We start from the raw sequence: 23,478 nt of genomic DNA on the forward strand, positions 1-23,478 counted from the left end.
CTGTAATCAATTAAAGCTATGGTCTATTAAGCTATGGTCAACTTTCGTCCGATATTATTAGTGATAGGGTTAGTGTTATCAAAACTCGCCCTTTTCATGTACATCCCCACATTGGTTGCCTTTTTTACTGGCACCGGTGGCTTCCTCGAGTTTGGTCAATCGGTAGTGATCACGCACATTGTGGCGTTCATCTGCTTGAGCTTGGGCCGCTCCGCTAAGTTCCGACTTGGGGTGCGGGACATGTTCCTTATCACCTCTTTGGTTTGGACAATTGCCAGCGCCTTTGCCGCCCTGCCCTTTGTCTTCATTAACCACATCAGCTTTACGGACGCCTACTTCGAAACCATGTCAGGTATCACCACGACAGGCTCAACCGTATTAAGCGGCTTAGACAGCATGGCACCAAGCATTCTGTTGTGGCGTTCTATACTGCAATGGTTAGGCGGCATCGGCTTTATCGTGATGGCGGTAGCGGTTCTACCAATGCTCAACGTTGGTGGTATGCGCCTGTTCCAAACCGAATCATCCGATTGGTCAGATAAAAGCAGCCCACGAGCAAAAACCGTCGCGAAGAACATCGTAGCGGTTTATCTGGTTCTGACTGGTTTATGCATCATTAGCTATTTGTTTGCAGGCATGGGCATCTTTGACGCGATCAATCACGCGTTCACAACACTGTCGACGGGGGGTTACTCAACCTCAGATGGATCGATGAACCACTTCTCCAACAGCGCTCACTGGGTAGGAACCCTGTTCATGTTCCTTGGCGGCCTGCCGTTCTTACTGTTCGTTAGCGCACTGCGTGGAAGAAAACTCTCAATCCTCTACAAAGACGCGCAAGTGAGAGGTTTTACATACCTGTTCTTGGTCACCAGCGCCGTAATATCGACATGGCTAGTGGTTAGAGATGGCTACACAGTTATGGATGCGATGCGTGTTTCGATGTTCAACATTGTATCAGTCGTCACCACAACCGGTTTTGGCTTAGAAGACTTCACCGCGTGGGGTGCACTACCAACTACCTTGTTTGCATTCCTAATGATGGCGGGCGCTTGCTCGGGTTCAACCTCTGGCGGTATCAAAATCTTCCGTTTCCAGATCGCGATGACCATGCTCCACAAACAAATGATGAAGCTGATTCACCCGTCGGGCGTGTTTGTTCAACGCTACAATCAGCGACCTGTGAATGACGACATTGTGCGTTCACTCGTCGCATTTGGTTTGATGTTCTTTATTACGATTATCTTAATTGCTGGTGGTTTGAGTGCGATGGGGTTAGACCCAATAACAAGCATCTCAGGCGCTATCACAGCCGTTGCCAACGTGGGTCCGGGAATGGGCAGCGTGATCGGTCCAACCGGGAACTTTGCTCCACTGCCAGACGCCGCTAAATGGTTGCTAAGTTTAGGCATGCTAATGGGACGACTCGAGATACTGACGCTCATTGTTCTATTTTTCCCAGCCTTTTGGCGACGCTAATTCCGCGAATATTTAAGGAAACACAGATGAAATCATACGTACTTCTCGCTAGCGCATTGCTCGCAAACTCAGTATTCGTAAGTTCTGCCTTTGCTGATCAAATGGTCACATTGTCTGATGGTAAGCAAGTGTTACTAAAAGACGATTTTACTTGGCAGTATGTGAGTAACGCATCATCGAATGCAGATTCAGCATTGACGAGTATTCCTGTAGCCAAAAACACACGCGGTACCACAATCAAGATTGGAGACACCAAGCCAAGCTTGCAGCTTTCCAAATCAGGTGTGGACGTTTTGATTGGGGCAGGACTCTACGAGAATGAACAGCTAATCTTACCTATTTCAGTCACTAACCAAAGCACAGAAGCCGTAGTGCTAGTTACGCTAAATATCACTGTCTACTCACCAACGGGTGAGCTGCTGCATCAAGGCAGTATCAACACTTGGCAATCCATTAAGCGCCTTGCTGATACCTACCTTCGACCACAAACTTCGGCAGAAGGTAAATACTTAGCGATCGATGTTGATAAGTATCCTGAATATAAAATAGACGTGGAGATCACTGACGTTTCTACCCGTTAGGGGCATACCGGTTCAATAAAAACTAAACCGGAGTCACGTACAAGTAGATAGCGAAGAAATGGCAAGCGCAGCCCGCCAACACAAACAGGTGCCAAATGGCATGGTTATAAGGGATGCGTTTTGCCACATAGAAAATTACACCCAGCGAGTAAATCACCCCGCCAACTGCCAGTAACACCAAACCACCAATATCGATATTCATCGCTAATTGATAAACAACAATCAAAGATAGCCACCCCATCGCTAGGTAAATGAACAGCGATAAACGCTTGAATCGATAAACGAAGGCTATCTTCATGATGATGCCCACTAGCGCAATCCCCCAGATCACCGCCATCAAGCCCATCGCTAATGGAGTTCTTAAGCCCACTAAGAGAAACGGCGTGTAACTGCCCGCAATCAACAAATAAATCGCACAGTGGTCAAGGGTTTTGAGTAAGCGCTTGGTTTTCTCAGTGGTGATAGAGTGGTACAACGTGGAAGCGAGAAAGAGCAGAATAATACTGCTGCCATACACCGCCATACTAGCAACAGTTAGCATGTCGGCTTGGTAATCAAACGCACGAATAAGCAGCAAGATCAGACCAACCACGCCGAGCACAACGCCCAAGCCATGGGTTATTGCATTAGCGCGTTCTTCGATGTCACTGTATTCGCTGGCTGATGATGCAGACATGAATATCCTACTAGAGTAAATGTTCGATTGACCCAGTATTGCACATTAAGCTTACACGTGTAAGCTTAAATTTTTATGACACCTTTTATGACACCAATGACGCCTGAAATATGTAATGAGGCTAAAAGATCCAAAACTAAATAACCAAAGAGTTAAATAAAGGATTATAGGAACTAAGAGGCGTTATCTAGATATTCAAGTACCATCTTGCCAGCATCTTGTGGTGAGGTATCCAGTGGCACACTCAATTGACGCTGTAGCTTACCAACGCCTAGCAAGCTCGCTAACATGCCTTTTGCACCATCGCGATTTCTATCAATCTCGAACCACAGCTTCAGCTCTGTTTCATCACGATGAGCCACCACTTCCAATTCACGCCAACGGCCATGATAAGGACCCGTCGTCGGCACAAACTCAAACTCTTGTACAAACGGCAGTTCAAAGCCTTTGACCGCTTCACATTCCACTTGACGAATGCGCAGGCCTTGAGCTTCAAGCTCGTTAAAAATACCATCGAGCAGTGGGTCGGGACGAACCGTTAAGGTGTCTTTATCCGATGGGTCAATCGCCATCGCAATATCCAACCCGGTTTCCAGCCACACCTTTGAATCACCAATCGTAACCGGTGTGTTCAGTGGCACATCAAACTCACATTCAAAGTCACGGGTTTCACCCGGCTGAATCACAAAGGCATACGGCAAGCTCCATTTGGCAAGCGAGTACGTCTGGTGCATTCGGCGTTTATGACCGCCCTCTTGCCCTTGCGAGTTCGCGGTAACTTCTTTGACGTAGCGACAGCATAAGTTGAGATCAATGTTATCGATCTCCTGCGGCTGAGCGCCTCCGTAGACATGTACAATAATGCTCGCCTTCTTACCTGGATAAAGCACTTCCTGTTGCAATACAGAATCCACCTTGGCAGATCCAATTCCAAAACTTGCTAACGTTTTCTTTAAGAACGACATATGCACCTCCTTTAAAGCATCATCTTAAGCCTGAAAGAGGTTCAAACTCAAATATACTGCTCACACTATTTTAGCTCTAATATCGTTTAATTATCACTCAGGCGTCGATCGATAACTTAGATAGTGATAATCTAACCCTTGATATGCATGCATATCATTATCCTGATTTATTTTTCGGATTGGCGAAAGCCAGACGAGTGACTCTTCAAGCAATTGAGGAGGAGCTCATGATAAATCAGGCCATTAGATTGGCAATGGATATGCCTGACCGTTAGGTAAATTAATGCGCCCAACAGCTGTCAGGTTCTCGCACACCAACCGTAGTGCGATGCGTCGTCGTAGTGGCTTTGTTGCTGCTCCAACGGCTAAGAAATTGGCTCCTACAATGACTCTCGTTGAGAAGGCTGCTTTATTAGCACCGACTGCAACAAAAGTGATTAAAGCCGCTTAACAAAAAGCGCAGTTTTTACTGCGCTTTTTTCTTGCCCGCTCCCATCTTGAAATGTGTTTACACATTGGTATTCCCTACCCGATTTGATACCTTAGCCACAAATCATTATAAAATTTGTGGAGAAATAAAGTATGAAGTGTCACCGCATTGAAGAACTGCTTGAACTGATGGAGCCTGAGTGGCAGAAAGATCAAGAGCTTAACCTATTAGAGTTCATCATTAAGCTATCAAAAGAAGCGGGCTACCAAGGTAAGCTTGAAGAGCTAACTGACGATGTTCTTATCTACCATCTAAAAATGCGTAATAGCGAAAAAGATGAAATGATCCCAGGTCTTAAAAAAGACCAAGAAGATGATTTCAAAACCGCAATTCTAAAAGCGCGTGGCCTTCTTTAGTCGCCTATTTATTTAGAGCTCAATTGCCGTATAGATAAAACACTCAATGTTTAAAAGCGACCGCTCGGTCGCTTTTTTGTTTCTGTTCGCTATTTTTTCGTCACAACTGTTATGACTTTTGTTGTTAAAGGTTGATAGCGTTAAAGAAATGAGAACAAGATTGTCGCTATAATCGCCACCCATAAGAATCTTCTAAAATAATAAGAGTGAGTGCGATACCAACAAATGCACCAAGCTCAATTTCTACAGGTTCTCTAAACCATACTTTCAAGTAATGTCGTCATGCCCGAGTTAACCGGGCAAACAAGCCACAAAAAGGATAGTCCATGAGTCAGGATAAAATCGATATCAAAGATGTGACTCCTAAAACCTTTAACCCAAAAACACATAAAGGTAATGGAGATCGATTTAACCCAAGTAACCGAATCTATGTTCGAGAAAGCAAAGGTAAATTCCAACAACTTCGTCGTTACGGCGGTTGGTTCTTACTTTTACTTTTTGCGCTTATCCCATGGATTCCATTCGGTGAACGACAAGCGATCTTGCTCGATATAGGTAGCCAGCAGTTCAACTTCTTTGGCACCACGCTATACCCACAAGATCTAACGCTACTCGCTATCCTCTTCATGATTGCGGCGTTTGGCTTGTTCTTCATAACCACCTTCTTAGGGCGAGTCTGGTGTGGCTACCTGTGTCCACAAACCGTCTGGACCTTCATGTACATCTGGTTCGAAGAGAAACTGGAGGGTGCTGCCAATAAGCGAAGAAAACAAGACTCGGGCAAACTGACGAGCAATTTAATTCTCAGAAAAACCATCAAACACATCGCATGGTGGGCGATTGCGATTGCGACGGGCTTAACCTTTGTCGGTTATTTCATCCCAATCAAAGAGCTGGTGGTTGGCTTCTTTACCTTTAACTCGACTTTTTGGCCTGTGTTTTGGGTATTGTTCTTTGCTGGGTGTACTTATGCGAATGCCGGATGGATGCGTTCTATTGTTTGTCTGCACATGTGTCCTTACGCGCGTTTCCAATCGGCAATGTTCGATAAAGATACCTTCATCGTGGGTTACGACACTGAACGAGGTGAAAGCCGCGGCCCTCGCTCTCGTAAAGCCGATCCAAAAGAACTTGGTCTAGGCGACTGTATTGACTGTAATTTATGCGTTCAAGTGTGCCCGACGGGTATCGATATTCGTGACGGTCTGCAATACGAGTGTATTAACTGTGGCGCGTGTATTGATGCTTGTGACAACACCATGGAACGTATGGGTTATGAGAAAGGTCTGATCAACTACACCACCGAACATAGGCTTGAGGGGCACTCAACCAAGGTGATGCGTCCTAAGCTCTTGGGCTATGGCGTAATACTGATCGTTATGTTGGGGCTGTTTTTCGCACAAATCGCGAGTGTTGATCCTGCAGGCTTAAGCGTTCTGCGCGATAGAAACCAACTATTTAGAATCAATAGCCAAGGGCTTGTCGAAAATACTTACAACTTGAAAGTCATCAACAAGACTCAGCAAGAGCAAGAGTACAAACTTGATGTCAGCGGGCTACCGGATTCTATCTGGTACGGTAAACAAAAGATTACCGTAGACCCAGGTGAGGTTTTAAACCTTCCTATCAGTTTGGGCGTCGATCCAGAAAAACTGAGCTCACCAGTTTCGACAATTCAGTTTATACTCTCGGATAATGAAGAGTTTACGATGAAAGTCGAAAGCCGCTTTATCAAGAAGCTCTGATACCAGTCACCTTAGTGCTAGGTATAACAACCCAATAAATGGAAAAAGGCTCAGTAATGAGCCTTTTTTATTCTATGACGATGCAAGCCTTTAACTTTGATAACCTGACTCCCGACTTCATGTGGTACGCACTGGAGAGTATTGGAGTCCGTGCTGAATCCGGGCTTCTCGCTCTCAACAGTTACGAAAATCGAGTGTATCAATTCACCGATGAAGACCGTAAACGCTACGTCGTTAAGTTTTATCGTCCGCAGCGCTGGAACAAAGCACAGATCCAAGAAGAGCATGACTTCGCACTCGAGCTTATCGAACAAGAGATGCCAGTTGCACCTCCAATGCGAATCAATGGCGCAACCTTACATGAATATCAAGGCTACCTATTTACCTTATTTGAAAGTGTTGGTGGCAGACAGTACGAAGTCGACAATCTAGACCAATTGGAAGGCGTTGGACGTTTTCTTGGGCGTATTCATAAAGCCAGCGCAGGAAGAACATTCCAGCATCGCCCGACCATCAGCTTAGACGAATACCTTTATCAACCACGTAAAATTCTAGAGAGCTCTCAGTTTATCCCGACACACCTAGAGAACGCATTCTTTAATGATGTCGACCTTCTGATCAAAGAGCTAGAGAGCCAGTGGCCAAGCAATATTGAAAATATCCGCCTGCATGGTGACTGCCACCCTGGCAATATCTTATGGCGTGACGGGCCAATGTTCGTCGATCTTGATGACGCACGTAACGGCCCTGCGATACAAGATTTGTGGATGCTGCTTAACGGCGAGCGTCAAGATAAGCTAATGCAACTGGATATTCTGCTAGAGAGCTATCAAGAATTTTGCGATTTTAATACCGCGCAACTGAAACTAATCGAACCACTACGCGGTCTACGTATGGTGCATTACATGGCATGGTTGGCGAAACGATGGAACGATCCTGCATTTCCTCTAGCCTTCCCATGGTTTAATGATCCAAAATATTGGGAGCAACAAGTACTTGCTTGTAAAGAGCAAATTGCTACCCTGCAAGAGCCACCACTTTCGTTAATGCCTCAGTGGTAACAGCAATCGCAACACAACTAGATAAAAATTCAAACATAATGGAGATTGGATAAATGAAAAAGCTATTCGCATTTTTCTCATTGATCATGTTGAGCCTTTCAGCTCACGCTGCGAAATTTAACGAAGGTGAACACTACAAAGTTCTCGATCTAGAAGCATCAAAAAAACCAATGGTGACAGAGTTCTTCTCTTTTTACTGCCCACACTGTAATAGCTTTGAACCAATCATCCAGCAGCTAAAACAACAGCTACCAAAAGACACTAAGCTACAGAAGAACCATGTTTCATTCATGGGTGGCAACATGGGTCTGCCAATGAGCAAAGCTTACGCAACCATGATTGCCCTGAAAGTTGAAGACAAAATGGTGCCAGTGATGTTTAACCGCATCCACACCATGAACAAGCCACCACGCGATGAAGCAGAATTGCGTCAAATCTTCCTAGATGAAGGCGTTGATGCTAAGAAATTCGATGCGGCATACAACGGCTTTGCAGTCGACTCTATGGTTCGCCGCTTCGACAAAGCATTCAAAGACAGCGGTCTTTCTGGTGTTCCTGCGGTCGTCGTTAACAACCGCTACCTAGTAGACGCTCAAGGTATCAGCTCTCTCGATGAGTACTTCGAGCTCGTTAACTTCCTACTTAAGAAGTAACGTATTGATTAAAGGGAGCTTCGGCTTCCTTTTTTGCACTAGTTCAAAAATATTCATAGATAAACAATCATCCTGAAAACGTTGTGCTTTACTGATATTAATATCCAGTCCTAAGAACTGGTAGGCAAGGAGCCTTTGAATGAAAATAAAAATAACGCTTTTGGCACTGAGCATTGCAACCTCTCCTGCTTTTGCCAAGCTTGCAGACGAACAAGGTTTCAGTGGTGAAATTTCTATTAATACAGGGGTTACCTCTTCCACCTCAAACTTTAATACCGATGCAGATAGCACCATTTCGTCCATTAACCAGAAAGCTTCATCTGAGAGCTCATTTCTTATCGCTCCTTTGGGTAGTATTGCTTACACCTTTGGCGAAAAATTAAATCACCAGGTATACACAGGTACAACTCGTGATGACGTAGCAACAGGTACTGTGGTGCTTGAATTGGGTTATAAATACCAACTAGAGTCAGGCATGACCATCGACGCTTCACTTCTGCCGACTGTCATGTCTGGTGAGACTTGGGCCGATCCGTACAACACCACTTCAGGTCGCACCAAAACGGATGAAACAGGCAATGCCTTTCGTTTGAAACTAAGTAGCATTGCGGGCTCAGCTTTCTCGTTAGACATGGCCTACGCCACCAAAGATGTAGAAGATGATCGAGTTAGAGAAGAACTTCAGCGTGATGCCAATACTTTCTATCTGAAAGGTCAGTACCGTCAACCAATCAATCGCACCATGATGTTAGTACCATCATTGATTTACCAATCAAGTTCTGCCGATGGCAAAGCTGCCTCTTATGAACAGTTTGGCGGTGAAGTGAGTTTGTTTGGCGGTATGGGTCGTCACCAATACGCACTAACAGCGGGCTATAACCAACGCTCTTACGATGCAAGCAACCCTATCTACAGCAAGAAGCGCAGCGACGACAACATCAACCTATTTGCCGCGTATGAATATGATCAATTCATGGACTGGGAAAACTGGTCGTTTGTTTCGCTTGCGGGCTACGGCACCAGCGACTCGAACATTACTTTCTACGATGAGTCGCAATACATCGTCTCAGTCGGCCTGAACTACAAATTCTAGTTCGGAATCACAGCGCGCTAATAACCATTAGTTCATAACAACTGGTTCATAACAACGAAAGCCTACGTAAAAAGCAGGCTTTCTTGTTTCTATACCAATCACAGTAAATAAATGACCCGTTGTTTACTACGATTGGTATGACTACACCGCTTGAGCCGTAAGTTGCTTCAACAATCGATCCATTGCTCGGTAACCAAGCGCTTCCGATAAATGCTTCTTTTCAATCTGTTCGTTACCGTCTAGGTCTGCAATGGTTCGCGCTACCTTGATGATTCGATGATAGGCACGAATTGATAAACCTAATCGATGCAGCGCCGTTTCCAGAAATTCTGCATCCTCACGCCTCAGTGGGCAGTACTTTTCAATTTCTCGGCTACCTAACAGTGCATTCGATTTATGGTTTCGAGATAACATCAACTCGCGAGCCTGCTTAACCCTTTGCTTCACGACTTGAGTGGTTTCACCACGGTCACCACCTTCGGCTAACATCCCTTTGGGCAATAGAGGGATCTCTAACGACATATCAAATCGATCCAATAACGGCCCTGATAGTCGATTGAGATAGCGCAATATGATCTGAGGATTAGCGCGTGCTTGATTGCCTTCGTAATAACCAGTCGGGCTTGGGTTCAAGGCTCCGACCAACTGAAAGCGTGCAGGAAAACGAGTCTTGCCTGCCACGCGTGAAATAATGATCTCACCTGACTCTAGAGGCTCTCGTAATGAATCGAGCACCTTGCGCTCAAACTCAGGCATCTCATCGAGAAACAATAATCCGTTATGCGCCAAAGAGATCTCTCCGGGGCGAGGTATCGAGCCACCACCGACCAATGCTGCCATCGAACTCGAATGGTGTGGAGAACGGAAAGGTCGTTGTTTCCAGTTGTATTGATTGATTTCTTGTTGCGTTAAAGAAGCCACCGAAGCGGTTTCCATCGCCTCGTCGTCACTCATCTCAGGTAACAAATCGCGCAATCGAGACGCCAACATGGTTTTTCCAGTTCCGGGCGGGCCGAGAAAAAGAAGGTTATGGTTGCCCGCTGCGGCGATCTCCAGTGCTCGCTTACCTTGTTGCTGGCCAATAATATCTTGTAGGTCACGATTATCAGACACATCGACATGATGATGCTCGGTTCGATATAAACCAAGCTGAGCCTGGCCACACATATCAGCGCAAACCTCCAACAAGGTTTGTGCAGATTTATGCGCTCCCTTGCCAACTAAGGCCGCCTGATCACCGTTATGGTGCGGAACCACCAAGCATCGCTCAACACTATCCGCCGCTAATGTTGCTGGTAGCACTCCTTTGACTGAACGCAGCTCTCCCGATAACGCCAACTCACCGATAAATTCATGTTGAACTATTTTTGATGTAGGAAGCTGATCTGACGCCACCAAAATCCCAAGCGCAATTGGCAGATCGAAACGTCCTCCCTCTTTGGGTAAATCTGCAGGTGCAAGGTTGACCGTGATTCTTTTCGATGGAAATTCAAAGCGAGAATTGATGATGGCACTCCTTACTCGATCTTTAGATTCCTTAACCGTCGTTTCAGGTAGACCCACCAGCGTAAAACCGGGCATTCCGTTGCTAATATGCACTTCCACAGTCACTTCTGGTGCCTCTACACCCACACTAGCTCGGCTATGAATTATTGCGAGTCCCATAACTTTCCTTTGTCTTTGATTTAAAAGTATTCACTCTGGATATTCATTGCTCACCAAAGCGATAAGGTTGTTATATAGCGTGGTGGAATGGTGTTTTAATGTGAAAAAAGAATGACATTTTCCTTGTCATGCAGCAGATTTGTGTGATAACACTAGAGATGTAGACATTTACTTAAGACAATAAACGAGAAAACTCGAACTTTATGACATTTAACGCTCGCATTTACGCACTGATTAACCTGATTATCGTAGTCATTATTGAGACTGCGCGGGGGCGAGTGGGAAAAAAGTAACCACGAATTAGAAAAAACCCCCGCACTGAAAAGTCCGGGGGTTTTTTCTAATTTAGACATTCGATTTTATATTTTGAAACATTTTCGGCTTTGCCGATTTACAGGAAGAATGGGAGCACAAGATGTGCAGAGACAATGGAAACAATTACCAAAACAAAGGTAATACGGAGGAATTACGATGAAAGGCGCAGAACTGGTCGTATCCGCACTCAAGCAACAAGGCATTGAGACCGTATTTGGTTACCCTGGCGGTGCCATCATGCCAATCTACGATGCACTCTATGACGGCGGGGTTGAACATATCCTATGTCGCCATGAGCAAGGCGCTGCAATGGCCGCTATCGGTATGGCTCGAGCAACGCAAGACGTCGCTGTTTGTATGGCAACCTCAGGCCCGGGGGCAACTAACCTAGTCACAGGTCTTGCTGATGCTTTTATGGATTCCATCCCACTCGTAGCTATCACTGGTCAAGTTGCTAGTTCCCACATTGGTACCGATGCATTCCAAGAAATGGATGTGATTGGTATGTCTCTGTCATGTACTAAACACAGCTACCTTGTTACCGATATTGAAGATCTTGCGCCGACATTGGCTGAAGCATTTATCGTTGCAAAAGCAGGACGTCCCGGTCCGGTTATTGTCGATATAGCTAAAGACGTTCAATTAGCAGAGTCCCCTGTGAAAGTTCTTCCTGAATTTACACCACCAGCCATTCCCGTAGTGACAACGGATGCTATTGAGCAAGCTCAGTACTTCTTGTCTCAAGCGACTCGTCCTGTTTTATACGTAGGTGGTGGCGTTCAACTGGCGAAAGCAACCGATGCTGTTCGTGAGTTTTTACGTCTAAACCCAATGCCTGCAGTAAGCACACTAAAAGGCTTAGGCACCATTGAACGTGACGACCCACACTACTTGGGTATGCTGGGTATGCACGGCACCAAAGCCGCTAACCTAGTGGTTCAAGAAAGTGACCTGTTGATTGTTGTTGGCGCTCGTTTTGATGACCGAGTAACCGGCAAGCTCGACACCTTTGCACCGCACGCTAAAGTTATCCATATTGATATCGATGCGGCAGAGTTCAGTAAACTACGTCTTGCCGATGCACCAATTCGTGGTGACATCAACAAGATCATGCCTCAACTGGAGCTAAGCCAAGACATCTCTTCTTGGGTTCATCACTCCGAAGGCCTTCGTAGCTCATTCAAATGGCGTTACGACCACCCTGGCGACCTTATCTTCGCACCTCTGTTGTTGAAACAACTGTCAGACATGATGCCTGCGAGTTCTATGGTTTCGACCGATGTTGGCCAACATCAGATGTGGGCAGCTCAACACATTCAGCCACGCGATCCACAAAACTTCATCACTTCAGCGGGCTTAGGCACTATGGGCTTTGGCCTACCTGCAGCCATGGGTGCATCGGTTGGTCGTCCTAATGACCAATCTATACTTATCTCTGGTGACGGCTCGTTCATGATGAACATTCAAGAGCTTGGTACGCTGAAGCGTCGCCAAATCCCAGTAAAAATGGTGCTGCTTAACAACTCGCGCTTAGGCATGGTTCGTCAATGGCAATCGCTGTTCTTTGATGGCCGACACAGTGAAACCATCTTGGATGACAACCCGGATTTCGTCATGCTAGCGAAAGCATTTGATATCCCGGGCAAAACCATCACGCGTAAAGAAGAAGTAGAACCAGCACTGAAAGAGATGCTAGAGAGCAAAACCGCTTACCTACTTCATGTTCTTATCGATGAAGAAGAGAACGTATGGCCACTAGTACCGCCAGGTGCTTCAAACAGTGAGATGTTGGAGAACACATAACATGAAAAGATACCTATTAGACATCAAAGCCGATGATAAGCCTGTACTACTAGAGCGTGTTCTTCGTGTTATCCGCCACCGTGGCTTTATTGTTAAGCAAGTAGCTGGCACTCAAAACCACGAAAGCAAAGTGGCGAGTGTTGAGATCATTGTCGACAGTGAGCGTCCGATCTCTTTCTTGGTAAACCAAATCGAAAAACTGTGGGATGTGCGTACCGTTGACGTTATCTCGATCAGCCGTAATGAATTGCCAAACAACAACTTACAACAAAAGATAAACGCATAAGGAACCGCTAACATGACAGCTAAAACAGCAGACTATATTTGGTTTAACGGTGAAATGGTTCCTTGGGCAGAGGCGAACGTTCACGTCCTGACTCACGCAATGCACTACGGTACTTCTGTGTTTGAAGGTGTTCGTTGTTACAACACGCCAAAGGGCCCGGTTATCTTCCGTCACCCAGAGCATGCAAGACGCCTAAAAGACTCAGCGAAAATCTACCGCTTCCCAATTCCTTACACAGAGGAAGAAATTATGGAAGCGACTCGCGAAACGCTACGCCAAAATAAGCTAGAGTCAGCGTACATCCGCCCTCTAGGTTTCGTTGGTAACGTTGGTTTGGGTGTCTGCCCGCCAGAAAACACTGAGATGGATCTGATCATCGCTGCTTTCCCTTGGGGTTCTTACCTAGGCGAAGAAGCGCTAGAAAATGGCGTAGATGCGATGATATCAAGCTGGAACCGTGCAGCGCCAAATACCATCCCAACCGCAGCAAAAGCCGGTGGTAACTACCTATCTTCACTACTGGTTGGTGGTGAAGCTCGTCGTCATGGTTACGATGAAGGTATCGCCCTAAGTGTCGATGGTTACCTTTCAGAAGGTGCGGGCGAGAACATCTTCGTGATTCGTAATGGCGTGCTATCAACACCACCAGCAACCAGCGCAATTCTGCCGGGTATTACTCGTGATTCGATCATGACGCTAGCAAAAGACATGGGTTATGAAATCCGTGAAGAGAACATTGCTCGTGAAGCGCTATACCTTGCCGATGAAGTATTCATGACAGGCACAGCAGCAGAAATCGTTCCAGTTCGCAGCGTAGACAAAATTACAGTAGGTGAAGGCAAACGCGGTCCTATCACTGAAAAAGTTCAAGCGGCTTACTTTGGTTTATTCAATGGCACGACTGAAGATAAGTGGGGCTGGTTAGATTATGTTTACCCAGAAAACCACGCTTCAGCTAACCAAACACAATCAACTAAGTAAGCAACAGCCAAGTATTTATAAGGATTTAAGCAATGCCAATCTATCGTTCAGCAACAACTACCCACGGACGCAACATGGCTGGTGCGCGCGCTTTATGGCGTGCAACTGGCGTTAAAGATGATGACTTCGGTAAGCCAATCATCGCGGTTGTAAACTCTTTCACTCAATTCGTACCAGGCCACGTTCACCTTAAAGATATGGGTCAACTGGTTGCGGGTGAAATAGAGAAAGCGGGCGGTATCGCTAAAGAATTCAACACCATCGCAGTCGATGATGGTATCGCAATGGGCCACGGCGGCATGCTGTACTCACTGCCATCACGTGAGCTTATCGCGGATTCAGTAGAATACATGGTCAATGCACACTGTGCTGATGCAATGGTGTGTATCTCTAACTGTGACAAAATCACTCCGGGAATGATGATGGCAGCAATGCGCCTTAACATCCCAGTGATATTTGTATCAGGCGGTCCAATGGAAGCAGGTAAAACTAAGCTTTCAGATCAAATCATCAAGCTCGACCTTGTTGACGCGATGATTCAGGGTGCCGATCCAACCATTTCTGATGAGCAAAGTGAGCAAGTAGAACGTTCAGCATGTCCAACCTGTGGTTCATGTTCAGGTATGTTCACTGCAAACTCAATGAACTGTCTAACAGAAGCACTTGGTCTATCTCAGCCTGGTAACGGTTCTATGCTGGCGACGCACGCAGACCGTGAAGAACTGTTCATCAATGCCGGTAAGCGCATCGTTGATCTAACCAAGCGTTATTACGAGCAAGACGACGAGTCAGCACTGCCACGCAACATCGCAAACCGCGCAGCCTTTGATAATGCAATGGCGCTAGATATCGCGATGGGTGGTTCAAGTAACACAGTACTTCACCTTTTAGCGGCAGCTCAAGAAGGTGAGATTGATTTTGATATGGGTGATATCGACGAGATGTCTCGCCGCGTTCCACACCTATGTAAAGTTGCTCCTTCGACGCCTAAATACCACATGGAAGACGTTCACCGTGCTGGTGGCGTAATGGCTATCCTAGGTGAGCTTGATCGTGCAGGTCTACTGAATAACCAAACTCGCACCGTGCTTGGTCTAAGCATGCAAGAGCAACTTGCGCAGTACGACATCATTCAGACAGAAGACGAAGCGGTGCTTAAGTTCTTCCGTGCTGGCCCTGCGGGCATCCGTACAACTAAAGCTTTCTCACAAGATTGCCGTTGGGATCGTCTTGACGACGATCGTAAAGAAGGTTGTATTCGTACTAAAGAAAACGCATTCAGCCAAGAAGGTGGCCTAGCGGTACTTTCAGGTAACATCGCGGTTGATGGTTGTATCGTTAAAACAGCGGGTGTTGATGAAGAAAACCTTAAATTCCAAGGCCCTGCAATCGTATTCGAAAGCCAAGATACGGCAGTAGATGGCATCTTAGCGGGTAAAGTAAAAGCCGGCGAAGTGGTTGTTATTCGTTACGAAGGTCCTAAAGGTGGTCCGGGTATGCAAGAGATGCTTTACCCAACGACTTACCTAAAATCGATGGGGCTAGGCAAGTCTTGTGCTCTACTGACTGATGGTCGCTTCTCTGGTGGTACATCAGGCCTGTCTATCGGTCACGCTTCTCCAGAAGCAGCAAGTGGCGGTGTGATTGGTCTAGTGAACACTGGCGATATTATCACTATCGACATCCCTAGCCGCTCAATCACACTTGATGTGCCAGAAGCAGAGCTAGAAGCTCGTCGTGTTAAACAAGATGCACTGGGTTGGAAACCAGAAAACCGTCAGCGTGAAGTGTCATTCGCACTGAAAGCTTACGCGAGCATGGCAACCAGTGCCGACAAAGGCGCAGTGCGTGATAAGTCTAAGCTTGAGGGCTAACTATGAGTGACGACACCTCCAGCCCCCAAAAACAAACTGGCGCAGATTATCTGCGTCAGATCCTGAGAGCGCCGGTTTACGAAGCAGCGATTGTGACACCTCTGCAAGATATGCCACGTTTAAGCGCTCGTATCGGTAATCAGGTTCAGCTCAAACGAGAAGACCGCCAGCCGGTACACTCGTTTAAGCTACGCGGTGCCTACAACATGGTTTCAAGCCTTTCTGAACAACAGAAAGCCGCAGGTGTGATTGCAGCATCAGCAGGAAACCACGCACAAGGTATGGCGCTATCTGGCTCTAAGCTAGGTATTCAAACCACAATCGTGATGCCAAAAACGACGCCAGATATCAAGGTCGATGCGGTACGCGGATTTGGTGGCAAAGTGGTTCTGCACGGCAGTAATTTCGATGAAGCAAAAGCGGAAGCTGAACGCCTATCGGCTGAACATGGCTTCACCTTTGTACCTCCTTTCGATCACCCACTGGTGATTGCAGGGCAAGGTACTATGGGCATGGAGATGCTGCAGCAAAACGGTCACATGGATTATATCTTTGTGCCGGTTGGTGGTGGTGGCTTAGCCGCTGGTGTTGCAGTGCTTATCAAACAACTGATGCCAGAGATTAAAGTGATTGCGGTAGAGCCTGAAGACTCAGCTTGCTTGAAAGCAGCACTGGATGCGGGTGAACCAGTGGTACTGGATCAGGTCAGCATGTTTGCTGATGGTGTTGCGGTTAAACGCATTGGTGAAGAAACCTTCCGTCTTTGCCAACAGTACATTGATGGTCATATTACAGTCTCTAGCGATGAAATCTGCTCTGCGGTAAAGGACATCTTTGAAGACACCCGTGCAATTGCCGAACCTTCAGGAGCACTTGCTCTGGCAGGTCTTAAGAAGTTTGCTGAACAAAACCAACTGCAAGATAAGCAACTGGCGACGGTCTTGTCTGGTGCTAACACCAACTTCCACGGTCTGCGTTATGTCTCTGAGCGTTGTGAATTGGGTGAGAAGCGAGAAGGTCTACTTGCGGTGACTATTCCAGAACGACAAGGTGCGTTCCTAGAGTTCTGTAACATTATTGGTGGTCGAGCGGTGACTGAGTTTAACTACCGCCACAACGACGAAAGCCTGGCGAATATCTTCGTTGGTGTACGTCTACAAGGTGGACAAGAAGAACTCGAACACATCATCAATGACTTACGTGAGGGTGACTACGCGGTTGTCGACTTGTCTGATGACGAGATGGCAAAACTTCATATTCGTTACATGATTGGCGGCAAACCATCGAAACCATTGAAAGAGCGTCTGTACAGCTTTGAGTTCCCTGAATACCCAGGAGCATTGATTAAATTCCTTGATACCTTAGGGACTCACTGGAATATCAGCTTGTTCAACTATCGTAACCATGGTGCTGACTACGGTCGTGTGCTGTGTGGTTTTGAGCTGGGTGATGACGATTTGGCTCAGTTCTCTACGCATTTAGAAGAACTCGGCTACCAATGCAAAGATGAAACCGATAACCCTTCCTACAAGTTCTTCTTGTCTTAAGAGTTAACGACCGAATCAAAAAAGAGCGAGTATTTACTCGCTCTTTTTATTGGTGCTGATTCAGTTCAAGCTTGAAAAGGATCTTCTTGTAAATAGATCATTAGATCGCCTTGCGATGATCCAACCAATCTTGGTGAAGTTGCTCACTCGATCCTAGGTACTTCACCATCCATTCGATCAATTTATGGTTATCGTCTTTTCGCCATACCAAACAACAATGACTCTGCGGGCTTGGCTCGGGCAATATTTTTTCTACCAGCAAACCTTGCTCAATAATAGGTGCGGCGATATGCCTTGGCATGTAACCCACCCCAACACCATTTTTAAGACACTCTATTGCGCTGTACCAGTTAGGTAATAGAAGACGTCTCTGACTTGCATAATGGCCAGTGTGACGCTTAGGCAGCACACTAGAGGTATCATCTAAACAGATCGCTGGGTATTGACTGACAAAGGCTTCATTAAGGTTTTGCTCTCGCACACAAGGATGACTGGGTGACATGACAAATGCCCAATCTAACCGCCCCATATCTTTAACTTCAAAGTCACCACCAACCGGAATCGCCGAGGTTGCACCAATCACGACATCCGCCCTGCCCTGTGCAATGGCTTCCCAAGAGCCGTTAAACACTTCCATGTTAATCTGCAGTTCAGCGAACTCAAAGGTTTGATAAAACTCTTCAATCATCGGCTTCATCTTGTCGAGCTTAACCACGTTATCAAGCGTTAAGCGCAAGGTTTTCTTCCAACCACGCGCAGCTCGGCGAGTCTGGGCACTGAGTTCTTCCATCTGTCTCAGCAGTTGACGAGCCTCTTCAATAAACAACTCACCTGCAGGTGTCAGCTCTACTTTTCTTGGTAACCGTCTGAAAAGTAGAACATCAAGCTCTTGCTCTACCTGCCTAACCCCATAGCTGATCGCTGAGGGCACTTTGTGCAATTGTTCTGCCGCCGCAGTAAAACTGCCTAAGCGAGCAACAGTATCGAGCATTTCTAAAGAGGATTTAGAGAACATAAACCTTCAAATTTTTTGATTGATAACCACATATTTTAGCGTTTTATTTTATCAGGTCTGAAAAATAGAATGTCAGCACAAATAAACAGGGGCTTTCACTTCTGTATATCAAACAATTTTTTTGATGATAAAAACATCACTACCTTTAGCTTAATGGCATCTTATGAATATTTCTAAATTTCAATTGGTCTACCTTGCAGTACTTTCAATGCTTGGCTTTATTGCGACCGATATGTACCTTCCTGCATTTAAGGCAATGGAAGTTGATTTCGCAACCGGTCCAGAGCAGATTGCTCTGTCTCTAACTGTATTCCTTGGCGGTATGGCAATGGGTCAGCTTCTTTGGGGTCTGGCGAGTGACAAGTATGGTCACCGCAACACACTAGCGGTTGGTCTTGTTATCTTTACGGCAGCGTCATTCGGCTTGGCATTCAGCACCGAGGTATGGCACCTACTAACACTACGCTTCATTCAAGCGATCGGTGTGTGTGCGCCTGCGGTAATCTGGCAAGCAATGGTTATCAAGCGTTACTCGCAAAGCAGTAGCCAGCAAATTTTTGCTACTATCATGCCTCTAGTAGCGCTATCTCCAGCACTAGCACCTCAACTGGGTGTGTTGCTAGCAAACAGCTTTGGCTGGCACAGTATCTTCATTACATTGACTTTGATGGGCGCACTACTAATTGCAACAACAATGGCTCAACCAAAAGAAGCGCCTGAAGTAAAGCAGACATCGATTAAGACAGACATCAAGATGTTGATAAAATCAAAGCCTTACATGGGTAATGTTTTAATGTTTGCTTCGGCATCTGCAGCGTTCTTCGCTTACCTAACGGGTATGCCAGAGATAATGGCTCAGCTAGGTTATGAAGCAAAAGACATCGGCTTGAGCTTTATCCCACAGACAATCGCGTTCATGGCGGGTGGTTATTTCGGTAAGCAAGCGGTGAAGAAATATGGTGATGGCGTTGTACTAAGAAATCTTATCGGTTTGTTCAGCGTTGCAGCGATGCTTATCTTCATTGCATCACAGTGGGAACTGACGTCAATCTGGCCTCTGCTTGCGCCTTTCTGTTTGATTGCAGTAGCAAACGGTGCACTTTACCCAATAGTAGTAAACCGTGCTCTATCAAGTGCTAAGCAAAGCCCAGCAACAGCTGCTGGCCTACAAAACAGCCTGCAAATCAGTATCAGTGGCCTATCAAGTGCATTGGTCGCGGCAATGGCTAGCCAAGCACTAAGCGCAACGGGTATCGCGGTTGTGATTTGTTTGGGTGCATTGTGGGTTGGCTATATTGTTTCAAACAAAGAGCTTTCTGAACACTTCGCGACACCAGACAACTCTCGAGTGGTCGCTGACGAGAAACAAGACTAGTTTCTAGGTTAAAGAAAACAAAAAAGAGCGAGATTAATCGCTCTTTTTTTATATCTAGATATCTAAGAAAAACCAATAGCAGTGCTATTAGCTCTATCGCAGTCATCTGATTTATAGTTGAGACTACTTTTTCTTAGTCGGACGCTGCCAGTTGGCAATCTTGCGCTCTTTCGCACGACTAATAACAAGCTCGTTCTCAGCAACATCACGAGTCACCGTTGAGCCCGCACCGACAGTTGCGCCGTTGCCAATAGTAACAGGTGCGATTAATTGGCTGTCTGAGCCAACAAATACGTCATCGCCAATGATGGTCTTAAACTTGTTCGCGCCATCGTAGTTACAAGTGATAGCACCCGCACCCACATTTACACGTTGACCGATCTCAGCATCACCTAGGTAAGTAAGGTGATTAGCTTTAGAACCCTCACCAAGACGAGTGTTCTTCACTTCAACAAAGTTACCTACATGCGAATTGTTACGCATGTCAGCTCCAGGACGTAAGCGAGCGAATGGACCAACCGTACAGTCTTCACCAATTGTCGCACCTTCGATTACGCTGTATGGGCGAACGATAGTGTTGTCATCAATCTCACAGTCTTTAAGTACACAACCAGTGCCGATAACCACGTTATCACCAATGCTAACGCTGCCTTCAATGATTACGTTGGTATCAATCTCAACATCCATACCACATTGAAGCTCACCACGTAGGTCAAAGCGGCTTGGGTCACGTAACATTACGCCTTGCTTTAATAACTTGTCTGCTTGTTCAGCTTGGTAAGCGCGCTCTAGACGAGCCAGTTGAGAGCGGTCGTTCACGCCTTCAACTTCAATTGGGCTTACTGGATGTACAGCCTCAACCGCACGCCCTTCATCGTGAGCCGCTGCAATAACGTCAGTCAGGTAGTATTCACCTTGTGCGTTATCGTTGCTTAAGCCAGACAACCAACGTTTCAGATCGCCACCAGTAGCAACCATAACGCCAGTATTAATCTCTTTGATAAGCTTCTGCTCATCGGTTGCATCTTTTTGCTCAACGATAGCCACAACCGGGCCATTGCGACGAATGATACGACCGTAGCCCATCGGGTTGTCTAACACGACAGTTAGTAGTGCGATACCACCGTTTGGTTGAGCGTCTAATAGGTTTTCAATGGTTTCAGGAGAGATTAGTGGAACATCACCGTATAGCACCAATACTTTTTCATCATCAGCGAAATGTGCAGATGCTTGATCTACAGCGTGACCAGTACCTAGCTGCTCAGCTTGCAGTGCCCAATTTACAGACTCTTCAGCTAGAGTAGCCTTCATCTGATCACCACCGTGGCCGTAAACCAGGTTGATATTTTGAGCGCCTAAACCATTACATGTATCGATAACATGCTTCACCATTGGCTTACCCGCTAGCGTGTGCAGAACCTTTGGTGTGTTTGAATACATGCGAGTGCCTTTGCCTGCCGCGAGAATCACTGCGCTAAACTTCATTGTAAACCTATCCAACAGTATTTTTATTAAGCCGATATTGTAACCGTTTTTGGCAAAAAAATTAAATCACAATAACCATTTAACCAGTAGTGGTGCTTAAAAGGTGCATTTTTCAGAACCTAAAAATGCAAAAAGGCGACCCTTAGGTCGCCTTTATCTCAGAGTCTATAATCTTAAAAAGATTAACGACGCTGCTTTGTCAGTTCGATAACTCGTAACTGAGCAATGGCTTTAGCCAGTTCACCGGCCGCTTGTGCGAAGTCTATATCGCCATGCTGATTTTGGATATTCTCCACAGCCTTGCGTTTAGCTTCTTCCGCCTTTGCTGCGTCTAGCTCTTCACCACGGATAGCTGTATCAGCCAGTACAGTCGCTGTACCAGGCTGAACTTCTACCATACCACCAGAAACATAAATAATTTCTTCGTGGCCGTGCTGCTTAACAATACGCACCATACCAGGCTTGATAGCGGTCAGCAGTGGAGTGTGACCATGGAAAATACCAAGCTCACCCTCACTACCGGTCACCTGAAACGTCTCAACAAGACCTGAGAAAATTTGTTTCTCGGCACTTACAACGTCTAGGTGAAAGGTTATTGCTGCCATATCGCCTCCTAGTTAGCCTTATAGCTTCTTAGCATTCTCGATAGCTTCGTCAATTGCACCACAGTACATGAACGCTTGCTCTGGAATGTCATCGTATTCACCAGATAGAAGACCTTGGAAGCCACGTAGAGTCTCTTTAAGAGGTACGTAAACGCCTGGGTCACCTGTAAATACTTCCGCTACGTGGTAAGGCTGAGTTAGGAACTTCTCAATCTTACGAGCACGAGATACAACTTGCTTATCTTCTTCAGATAGCTCGTCCATACCTAGGATAGCAATGATATCTTTCAGCTCTTTATAGCGCTGAAGAGTAGACTGAACGCCACGAGCGATGTCGTAGTGTTCTTGTCCAACTACCAATGGATCCAGTTGACGTGAAGTAGAATCTAGCGGGTCGATCGCTGGGTATAGACCCATAGATGCGATGTTACGGTTAAGTACAACCGTTGCATCCAAGTGAGCGAACGTTGTTGCTGGAGACGGGTCAGTCAAGTCATCCGCAGGTACGTATACCGCCTGTACAGACGTGATAGAACCAGCTTTAGTTGACGTGATACGCTCTTGTAGAACACCCATTTCTTCAGCTAGTGTAGGTTGGTAACCTACCGCAGAAGGCATACGACCTAGAAGTGCTGATACTTCAGTACCTGCTAGTGTGTAACGGTAGATGTTATCAACGAACAGTAGAACGTCACGACCTTCGTCACGGAAACGCTCTGCCATTGTTAGACCAGTCAGTGCAACACGTAGACGGTTACCTGGTGGCTCGTTCATCTGGCCGTAAACCATCGCTACTTTTGATTCTTCAGGTTTTTCGATGTTTACAACACCTGCTTCCTGCATCTCAAAGTAGAAATCGTTACCTTCACGAGTACGCTCACCTACACCTGCAAATACAGATAGGCCTGAGTGTTGAAGTGCGATGTTGTTGATAAGTTCCATCATGTTAACGGTCTTACCTACACCAGCACCACCGAATAGACCGATTTTACCACCCTTAGCGAATGGACAAATCAAGTCGATTACTTTAACACCAGTTTCTAGAAGAGCTGTCTCGTTAGACTGCTCTTCGTAGCTTGGAGCTTCACGGTGAATGGCGTAATGCTCTTCAGCACCAATCTCGCCACACTCATCAATCGCGTCACCTAGGACATTCATGATACGACCCAATGTCTTAGTACCTACTGGTACTGAGATTGGAGCGCCAGTATTTTCAACTGTCAAACCACGACGTAAACCATCAGAGCTACCCATTACGATTGCGCGAACTACGCCACCGCCAAGTTGTTGCTGAACTTCAAGAACTAGACGCTCTTTCACTTCATTAACATTCAGAGCATCGTATACACGAGGTACTTCGCCCTGTGGGAACTCTACGTCGACTACCGCACCGATGATCTGTACGATCTTACCTGTAGCCATCGTTAA

The 23,478-nt window shown here is 46.2% G+C and carries 21 protein-coding genes; 14 read left to right on the plus strand and 7 right to left on the minus strand.

Annotation, left to right across the window (positions count from 1 at the left end):
* Positions 1-33 precede the first annotated feature (33 nt).
* Positions 34-1,479, plus strand: a complete 1,446-nt coding sequence (locus AB4180_RS15285) for a TrkH family potassium uptake protein (protein WP_009848099.1) — start codon at positions 34-36, stop codon at positions 1,477-1,479.
* 26 nt (positions 1,480-1,505) lie between these two features.
* Positions 1,506-2,060: a DUF3157 family protein gene (locus AB4180_RS15290; protein WP_102249177.1), complete on the plus strand. Its 555-nt coding sequence runs from the start codon at positions 1,506-1,508 to the stop codon at positions 2,058-2,060.
* Positions 2,061-2,082: 22 nt separating this feature from the next.
* Here AB4180_RS15290 and AB4180_RS15295 read toward each other — a convergent pair whose 3' ends face one another.
* Positions 2,083-2,736, minus strand: coding sequence for a hemolysin III family protein (locus tag AB4180_RS15295; RefSeq protein WP_017107564.1), 654 nt, complete (start codon positions 2,734-2,736; stop codon positions 2,083-2,085).
* A gap of 173 nt (positions 2,737-2,909) precedes the next feature.
* Positions 2,910-3,701 (minus strand): sporulation protein, encoded by a 792-nt coding sequence (locus AB4180_RS15300; RefSeq protein WP_009848102.1) that lies wholly within the window; start codon positions 3,699-3,701, stop codon positions 2,910-2,912.
* 283 nt (positions 3,702-3,984) lie between these two features.
* Between AB4180_RS15300 and AB4180_RS15305 the strand changes: the two genes are divergently transcribed.
* From AB4180_RS15305 to AB4180_RS15330, 6 genes are all read left to right on the plus strand, one after another.
* Positions 3,985-4,152 (plus strand): hypothetical protein, encoded by a 168-nt coding sequence (locus tag AB4180_RS15305; protein ID WP_009848103.1) that lies wholly within the window; start codon positions 3,985-3,987, stop codon positions 4,150-4,152.
* A gap of 131 nt (positions 4,153-4,283) precedes the next feature.
* Positions 4,284-4,547 carry a YihD family protein gene (locus AB4180_RS15310; RefSeq protein ID WP_009848104.1) on the plus strand — a complete coding sequence of 88 codons (264 nt, stop codon included), beginning with the start codon at positions 4,284-4,286 and terminating at the stop codon, positions 4,545-4,547.
* 326 nt (positions 4,548-4,873) lie between these two features.
* On the plus strand, positions 4,874-6,292 hold the full coding sequence (gene ccoG / locus AB4180_RS15315; protein WP_009848106.1) for a cytochrome c oxidase accessory protein CcoG: 1,419 nt from the start codon (positions 4,874-4,876) through the stop codon (positions 6,290-6,292).
* Positions 6,293-6,366: 74 nt separating this feature from the next.
* Positions 6,367-7,353, plus strand: coding sequence for a serine/threonine protein kinase (locus AB4180_RS15320; RefSeq protein WP_102249203.1), 987 nt, complete (start codon positions 6,367-6,369; stop codon positions 7,351-7,353).
* A 53-nt stretch (positions 7,354-7,406) separates the two neighbouring features.
* Complete coding sequence (locus AB4180_RS15325) at positions 7,407-8,006, plus strand: thiol:disulfide interchange protein DsbA/DsbL (protein ID WP_102249178.1); 600 nt, start codon at positions 7,407-7,409, stop codon at positions 8,004-8,006.
* 139 nt (positions 8,007-8,145) lie between these two features.
* Positions 8,146-9,099 (plus strand): DUF2860 domain-containing protein, encoded by a 954-nt coding sequence (locus tag AB4180_RS15330; protein ID WP_017099682.1) that lies wholly within the window; start codon positions 8,146-8,148, stop codon positions 9,097-9,099.
* Positions 9,100-9,240: 141 nt separating this feature from the next.
* On the opposite strand, the gene AB4180_RS15335 is transcribed toward AB4180_RS15330, so the two are convergent.
* Positions 9,241-10,764, minus strand: coding sequence for a YifB family Mg chelatase-like AAA ATPase (locus AB4180_RS15335; RefSeq protein ID WP_102249179.1), 1,524 nt, complete (start codon positions 10,762-10,764; stop codon positions 9,241-9,243).
* Positions 10,765-11,235: 471 nt separating this feature from the next.
* On the opposite strand from AB4180_RS15335, the gene ilvG reads away from it, so the two are divergent.
* From ilvG to ilvA, 5 genes are read left to right on the plus strand one after another with little or no spacing between them, the layout of a single operon-like run.
* Positions 11,236-12,882, plus strand: coding sequence for an acetolactate synthase 2 catalytic subunit (gene ilvG / locus AB4180_RS15340; protein ID WP_017103134.1), 1,647 nt, complete (start codon positions 11,236-11,238; stop codon positions 12,880-12,882).
* Position 12,883: 1 nt separating this feature from the next.
* Positions 12,884-13,168, plus strand: a complete 285-nt coding sequence (gene ilvM, locus AB4180_RS15345; protein ID WP_009848112.1) for an acetolactate synthase 2 small subunit — start codon at positions 12,884-12,886, stop codon at positions 13,166-13,168.
* Between the two features lie 12 nt (positions 13,169-13,180).
* Complete coding sequence (locus tag AB4180_RS15350; protein WP_102249180.1) at positions 13,181-14,149, plus strand: branched-chain amino acid transaminase; 969 nt, start codon at positions 13,181-13,183, stop codon at positions 14,147-14,149.
* Positions 14,150-14,181: 32 nt separating this feature from the next.
* Entirely contained in the window at positions 14,182-16,023 is a 1,842-nt protein-coding gene (gene ilvD / locus AB4180_RS15355; RefSeq protein ID WP_102249181.1) for a dihydroxy-acid dehydratase, read from the plus strand.
* A gap of 2 nt (positions 16,024-16,025) precedes the next feature.
* Positions 16,026-17,570, plus strand: coding sequence for a threonine ammonia-lyase, biosynthetic (ilvA, locus tag AB4180_RS15360; RefSeq protein ID WP_102249182.1), 1,545 nt, complete (start codon positions 16,026-16,028; stop codon positions 17,568-17,570).
* Positions 17,571-17,670: 100 nt separating this feature from the next.
* Here ilvA and punR read toward each other — a convergent pair whose 3' ends face one another.
* On the minus strand, positions 17,671-18,585 hold the full coding sequence (gene punR / locus AB4180_RS15365; RefSeq protein WP_012605101.1) for a DNA-binding transcriptional activator PunR: 915 nt from the start codon (positions 18,583-18,585) through the stop codon (positions 17,671-17,673).
* Positions 18,586-18,748: 163 nt separating this feature from the next.
* On the opposite strand from punR, the gene punC reads away from it, so the two are divergent.
* Positions 18,749-19,960 carry a purine nucleoside transporter PunC gene (gene punC, locus AB4180_RS15370; RefSeq protein WP_102249183.1) on the plus strand — a complete coding sequence of 404 codons (1,212 nt, stop codon included), beginning with the start codon at positions 18,749-18,751 and terminating at the stop codon, positions 19,958-19,960.
* Between the two features lie 123 nt (positions 19,961-20,083).
* Here punC and glmU read toward each other — a convergent pair whose 3' ends face one another.
* The 3 genes from glmU to atpD form a co-directional block, all read right to left on the minus strand.
* A complete protein-coding gene (glmU, locus tag AB4180_RS15375) occupies positions 20,084-21,445 on the minus strand; it encodes a bifunctional UDP-N-acetylglucosamine diphosphorylase/glucosamine-1-phosphate N-acetyltransferase GlmU (RefSeq protein WP_102249184.1) in 1,362 nt (453 codons plus the stop codon).
* Between the two features lie 182 nt (positions 21,446-21,627).
* A complete protein-coding gene (locus AB4180_RS15380) occupies positions 21,628-22,050 on the minus strand; it encodes a F0F1 ATP synthase subunit epsilon (RefSeq protein ID WP_004735742.1) in 423 nt (140 codons plus the stop codon).
* Positions 22,051-22,068: 18 nt separating this feature from the next.
* Positions 22,069-23,472: a F0F1 ATP synthase subunit beta gene (gene atpD / locus AB4180_RS15385; RefSeq protein WP_009848119.1), complete on the minus strand. Its 1,404-nt coding sequence runs from the start codon at positions 23,470-23,472 to the stop codon at positions 22,069-22,071.
* Between the last annotated feature and the right edge of the window lie 6 nt (positions 23,473-23,478).

Source organism: Vibrio sp. 10N.286.49.C3, from assembly GCF_041469545.1.
Taxonomy (GTDB): Bacteria; Pseudomonadota; Gammaproteobacteria; order Enterobacterales; family Vibrionaceae; genus Vibrio; species Vibrio tasmaniensis_A.

Excerpts from the sequence above, each read along its gene's own strand:
- AB4180_RS15285 (WP_009848099.1), top strand. The coding sequence starts at position 34 with ATGGTCAACTTTCGTCCGATATTATTAGTGATAGGGTTAGTGTTATCA.
- AB4180_RS15290 (WP_102249177.1), top strand. The coding sequence starts at position 1,506 with ATGAAATCATACGTACTTCTCGCTAGCGCATTGCTCGCAAACTCAGTA.
- AB4180_RS15295 (WP_017107564.1), bottom strand. The coding sequence starts at position 2,736 with ATGTCTGCATCATCAGCCAGCGAATACAGTGACATCGAAGAACGCGCT.
- AB4180_RS15300 (WP_009848102.1), bottom strand. The coding sequence starts at position 3,701 with ATGTCGTTCTTAAAGAAAACGTTAGCAAGTTTTGGAATTGGATCTGCC.
- AB4180_RS15305 (WP_009848103.1), top strand. The coding sequence starts at position 3,985 with ATGCGCCCAACAGCTGTCAGGTTCTCGCACACCAACCGTAGTGCGATG.
- AB4180_RS15310 (WP_009848104.1), top strand. The coding sequence starts at position 4,284 with ATGAAGTGTCACCGCATTGAAGAACTGCTTGAACTGATGGAGCCTGAG.
- ccoG (WP_009848106.1), top strand. The coding sequence starts at position 4,874 with ATGAGTCAGGATAAAATCGATATCAAAGATGTGACTCCTAAAACCTTT.
- AB4180_RS15320 (WP_102249203.1), top strand. The coding sequence starts at position 6,367 with ATGACGATGCAAGCCTTTAACTTTGATAACCTGACTCCCGACTTCATG.
- AB4180_RS15325 (WP_102249178.1), top strand. The coding sequence starts at position 7,407 with ATGAAAAAGCTATTCGCATTTTTCTCATTGATCATGTTGAGCCTTTCA.
- AB4180_RS15330 (WP_017099682.1), top strand. The coding sequence starts at position 8,146 with ATGAAAATAAAAATAACGCTTTTGGCACTGAGCATTGCAACCTCTCCT.
- AB4180_RS15335 (WP_102249179.1), bottom strand. The coding sequence starts at position 10,764 with ATGGGACTCGCAATAATTCATAGCCGAGCTAGTGTGGGTGTAGAGGCA.
- ilvG (WP_017103134.1), top strand. The coding sequence starts at position 11,236 with ATGAAAGGCGCAGAACTGGTCGTATCCGCACTCAAGCAACAAGGCATT.
- ilvM (WP_009848112.1), top strand. The coding sequence starts at position 12,884 with ATGAAAAGATACCTATTAGACATCAAAGCCGATGATAAGCCTGTACTA.
- AB4180_RS15350 (WP_102249180.1), top strand. The coding sequence starts at position 13,181 with ATGACAGCTAAAACAGCAGACTATATTTGGTTTAACGGTGAAATGGTT.
- ilvD (WP_102249181.1), top strand. The coding sequence starts at position 14,182 with ATGCCAATCTATCGTTCAGCAACAACTACCCACGGACGCAACATGGCT.
- ilvA (WP_102249182.1), top strand. The coding sequence starts at position 16,026 with ATGAGTGACGACACCTCCAGCCCCCAAAAACAAACTGGCGCAGATTAT.
- punR (WP_012605101.1), bottom strand. The coding sequence starts at position 18,585 with ATGTTCTCTAAATCCTCTTTAGAAATGCTCGATACTGTTGCTCGCTTA.
- punC (WP_102249183.1), top strand. The coding sequence starts at position 18,749 with ATGAATATTTCTAAATTTCAATTGGTCTACCTTGCAGTACTTTCAATG.
- glmU (WP_102249184.1), bottom strand. The coding sequence starts at position 21,445 with ATGAAGTTTAGCGCAGTGATTCTCGCGGCAGGCAAAGGCACTCGCATG.
- AB4180_RS15380 (WP_004735742.1), bottom strand. The coding sequence starts at position 22,050 with ATGGCAGCAATAACCTTTCACCTAGACGTTGTAAGTGCCGAGAAACAA.
- atpD (WP_009848119.1), bottom strand. The coding sequence starts at position 23,472 with ATGGCTACAGGTAAGATCGTACAGATCATCGGTGCGGTAGTCGACGTA.